This is a genomic window from Saliniramus sp. (genome assembly GCF_035311605.1).
In the GTDB taxonomy this organism is placed as follows: Bacteria; Pseudomonadota; Alphaproteobacteria; order Rhizobiales; family Beijerinckiaceae; genus Saliniramus.
The window spans coordinates 1-4,386 of sequence record NZ_DATGCW010000341.1; the positions used below are offsets into that span (position 1 = coordinate 1).

Consider the following 4,386-nt stretch of genomic DNA (forward strand, 5'->3'; position numbering starts at 1 on the left):
CCGGCTGCAACCGCCTGCACGATCATCGGACGCGGCGATCTCGCCACGCGCTATGCACAGGCCTGCCAGGCGCATGGTCTCGTCGCCCAGATCGCAGCGCCGGGCGCTGCCGGGGCGGGGCTCGCGGCCTTGCATGCGCAAGCGGCCTGAGATGGCGGGTGAACGAAATCGCGCTCGAGGCGTTGTACGGGATACCCTATCGGTTTGCGTATGCGCCGAGGAATGTTCGGAGGCCAGCATGAATGCCCGTGTCATCGTTGCCGCAATCATCTTCCTGCCGCTGGTCGCGATCATTACGAACCTTCTCGGGGCCCTCCTGCCGATCCTCCCCGGCGCGATCGATCCTGCGGCGGCCTTTCCGATCGTGCTGATCCTGTCGATCGTCCTGGCCTTGCCGGCGGCGATCGCGCTGTCGGGCGTCCTGACACGCTCGCGCTTCGCCAACCGGCGCAGCCGCGAGGAAGCACCGCCTGCCCTGCGCTATGACGAGGGCCGCGACGAGCGCCCCACTGCTGATGGCGATGGCGGGAAAGGCAAGACAGCGCGCTGAGCCGGAGCCACTGACGGCGTGGCATGAGCGGGCTTTCGCTTGTCCGCCGCAACGCCTATATATGGAGCAGGAACGAGCCGTCTTCATGCGCGGGCCGGAACCATGCCGGTCATTTCGCCAACCATTACGAGAGCTTCTTGCCCACACGCCTCACCACCCGTCGCCGCAAGGCGAAAGCCGCCTCTGACGCACAGGGCGGTGATCCTGCCAATCTGCCCGCGCGCGAGGAGATCATCGCCTTCATCAAGGAGCAGACCGGCAAGGTCGGGCGCCGCGAGATCGCGCGCGCCTTCGGCATCAAGGGCGGCGACCGGATCTTTCTCAAGCATCTCATCAAGGAGCTCGAGGAGGAAGGCGTCATCGATCGCAAGCGCAAGCGCCTCACCGGCAAGGACATGCTGCCGCCAGTGGTGCTCGCCGATATCGTCTCGCGCGATGAGGACGGTGAGCTGATCGCCGTGCCCGCCGATTGGGATGCAGCAGATGACAGCGCCGCACCGCGCATTCTCGTCACCCTCTCGCGCCGTCCCAAACCGGGCCAGCCCGCACCGGGCATCAATGATCGTGCACTCCTGCGCGTCCAGCGTAATGACGAAGACGAGGACGGCCCGGCCTATAGCGGTCGGGTGATCAAGGTCCTGCCCAGGCAGAAGGCGCAGATCCTCGGCATTTTCCGACCGCTTCCGGGTGGCGGCGGTCGTCTGATCCCGGTCGACAAGAAGATGCTCGGCAAGGAGCTCGCCATCGCCCCAGGCGACGAGGGTGATGCGGGTGACGGCGATCTCGTGGCGGTGCATGTGTCGCCGCAAAAGCGCTACGGGCTCGACATGGCCAGGGTGCGCGAGCGACTGGGGTCGATGAAATCGGAAAAAGCCGTCAGCCAGGTCGCGTTGCACGTCCACAACATTCCCCATGTCTTTCCCGATCAGGTGATCGCAGAGGCCGAGGCGGCAAGGCATGTGGGGCTCGCCGGGCGCGAGGACTGGCGCGATCTGCCGATCATCACCATCGATCCCGCCGATGCCAAGGATCACGACGATGCGGTGCATGCGCGCCCCGACGATGATCCGAAGAACGAGGGCGGCTTCGTCCTGACCGTCGCCATTGCTGATGTCGCGGCTTATGTCCGCCCCGGCTCCGCGCTCGACCGCGAGGCGCTGGAGCGCGGCAATTCGGTCTATTTCCCCGACCGTGTCGTGCCGATGCTGCCCGAGCGCATCTCAAACGATCTGTGTTCGCTGCGCCCGCTCGAGGACCGCCCGGCAATCGCCGTGCGCATGGTGATCGGCGCGGACGGCATCAAGAAGCGCCATTCCTTCCACCGGGTGATGATCCGCTCGGCAGCCCGCCTGTCCTATCAGCAGGCCCAGGCCGCGATCGACGGACGCCCCGACGATGTCACCGGGCCGATTCTCGAGCCCGTGCTCAAGCCGCTCTGGGAATGCTATCGTTGCCTGGCGCGCGCGCGGGACGAGCGCCAGCCGCTTGCGCTGGACCTGCCCGAGCGCAAGATCATCCTCAATGCAGAGGGCATGGTCGATCAGGTGCTGGTGCCCGAGCGCCTCGACGCGCACCGGCTGATCGAGGAATGCATGATCCTCGCCAATGTCGCCGCCGCCGAGGCGCTCGAGAAAGCGAAGATCCCCTTCATCTACCGCGCCCATGACGAGCCCTCACTCACCAAGATGCATGCTCTGGGCGAAGTGCTCGCCTCCGTGGCGCTGAAAATGCCCAAACAGGGCGCGCTGCGCCCCACCCTGTTCAACCGCATCCTCAAGGCGGTGGAAGGGCTGGAGCATCAGACCTTCATCAACGAGGTTATTCTGCGCACCCAGTCGCAGGCGGAATACACATCGCAGAATTACGGCCATTTCGGCCTCAATCTGCGCCGCTACGCGCATTTCACCTCGCCGATCCGTCGCTATGCCGATCTGATCGTGCACCGCGCGCTGATCGCCGCCCATGATCTCGGCAAGGACGGGCTCCACCCCGAGACCACCCATGATCAGCTCGCCGAAATTTCCGCGCGTATCTCCGCAGCCGAGCGGCGCGCCATGGCGGCGGAGCGCGAAACCATCGACCGGCTGATCGCCTATCACCTGGCCGACAAGGTCGGCGCCACCTTCGAGGGACAGATCTCCGGCGTCACCAAATCCGGCCTGTTCGTCAAGCTCGACCATACCGGCGCGGATGGGTTCATCCCCGCCTCCACCATCGGCGACGATTATTTCCGCTACGAGGAATACGCCCACGCCCTTGTCGGCGACCGCACAGGCGAGACATATCGACTGGGCGACCGGGTCAGCGTCAAGCTGGTCGAGGCGGCGCCGGTCCAGGGGGCGCTGCGTTTCGAATTGCTCTCCGAGGGCCGCAAGGGCACAGCCCCGCTGCCGCATGGACGACGCGGCAAGCCGGGTGGTGGAAAGCCGGGTGGGCGCAAAGGGTCGGCCACCAAAGTGCGTGTCGGCTCCACCGCCCGCAGCAAGGGTGGTAAAGGGCGCAAATGAGGGGCGGATCATGAACGGCAAGCGGATCGACAAGAGCCTCGCGGCGGGTTCCGGGGAGTGGAAACGCGCGATCATGCGCGGGCTCGGCTGCCGCTGCCCGGCTTGCGGCGAGGGGCGGGCGTTTTCCTCCTATCTGAAGGTACGCCCTGCCTGCGATGCCTGCGGACAGGAACTGCACCATCACCGCGCCGACGACTTTCCACCCTATCTCACGATTTTCGTGGTGGGGAAGATCGTCGGAACCGGGATTTACATCTCTGAAATGCATTACGAACCGGCTTTGTGGTTTCATATGGGCACCTGGCCGCTCCTGACCGTGGTTCTCTCGCTCGCGCTTCTGCCGCCGATGAAGGGCGCCGTCGTGGGGCTGCAATATGCACTCGGCATGCATGGATTCGGCGATGCTGATCCTGCAGGCCGGGAAGGCGACAACAAACGAGGAAGCACAGCGTGAGTGCCACGACCGATACCAAGATTCCCACCGGTGCGGAGCAGGCCGGCAATCCGATGACTGACCGTCTCACGAAGACCGAGCGCGAGCGACGCTGGCCGAATCTGCGCCCGCGCGACGCCGCGACGCTGATCGTTCTGGACCGGACAGGACCGGAACCGAGCGTGCTGATGGGCAAGCGCCATGACAGCCACAAGTTCATGCCTGGAAAATTCGTCTTTCCCGGCGGACGGATCGAACCCGGCGACCGGCGCATGCTCGCCGCAGGCATGCTCGACGACCGCACGGACGCCGCCCTCTCCGCCCGCGTCGTGCGCCCCACCTCCAGCCGCAACCGCGCGCTGGCGCTGGCTGCGATTCGCGAGACCTACGAGGAGACCGGGGTGATGCTGGGCTCGGCTGATTACGGCGCGCCCGGGATCGAGATCGACGGGCCGTGGCGCGCCTTCGTTGAGGCGGGAGTGTTTCCCGAGCTCGACATGCTGCAATTCGTCGCCCGCGCCATCACCCCACCGCGCCGGCCCAAGCGTTTCGATACCCGCTTCTTTGCGGTGGATCGCGAGTTGGTGGCGCGCGAGGAGCCCGGCTTCGTGGGGCCCGATTCGGAACTCACCGAACTTGTCTGGGTGCCCCTGTCGCAGGCGCGTGAGCTCGATCTGCCGACCATCACCCATGTGGTGCTCGACGAGCTCGATATCCGGCTCGAGGCCGGCTTCGATCCGATGCTGCCAGTGCCTTTCTATCATGAACAACGCGGCGCCTTCGTGCGCGAATACGTGTGAGGATGCCTCGCCATGAGCGATGCCGACGGGCCCGATGAGGTATTGCGCAGCCGTGCACTGATTCGCGCGCGCAATGCCTCCATCGCGGCCGCCATC

4 protein-coding genes are annotated in these 4,386 nt (G+C 65.7%); all 4 read left to right on the plus strand.

Annotated elements, in window-relative coordinates; all coding sequences use genetic code 11:
* Positions 1-238: 238 nt before the first annotated feature.
* The 4 genes from VKP01_RS15065 to VKP01_RS15080 are packed head-to-tail and all read left to right on the plus strand — an operon-like array spanning position 239 to position 4,290.
* Positions 239-550, plus strand: a complete 312-nt coding sequence (locus VKP01_RS15065) for a hypothetical protein (RefSeq protein ID WP_324413707.1) — start codon at positions 239-241, stop codon at positions 548-550.
* Between the two features lie 23 nt (positions 551-573).
* Positions 574-3,057, plus strand: coding sequence for a ribonuclease R (rnr, locus tag VKP01_RS15070; RefSeq protein WP_324413709.1), 2,484 nt, complete (start codon positions 574-576; stop codon positions 3,055-3,057).
* Between the two features lie 10 nt (positions 3,058-3,067).
* A complete protein-coding gene (locus tag VKP01_RS15075; RefSeq protein ID WP_324413711.1) occupies positions 3,068-3,511 on the plus strand; it encodes a DUF983 domain-containing protein in 444 nt (147 codons plus the stop codon).
* A gap of 53 nt (positions 3,512-3,564) precedes the next feature.
* Positions 3,565-4,290, plus strand: a complete 726-nt coding sequence (locus tag VKP01_RS15080; protein WP_324413713.1) for an NUDIX hydrolase — start codon at positions 3,565-3,567, stop codon at positions 4,288-4,290.
* The last annotated feature ends 96 nt before the right edge of the window (positions 4,291-4,386 follow it).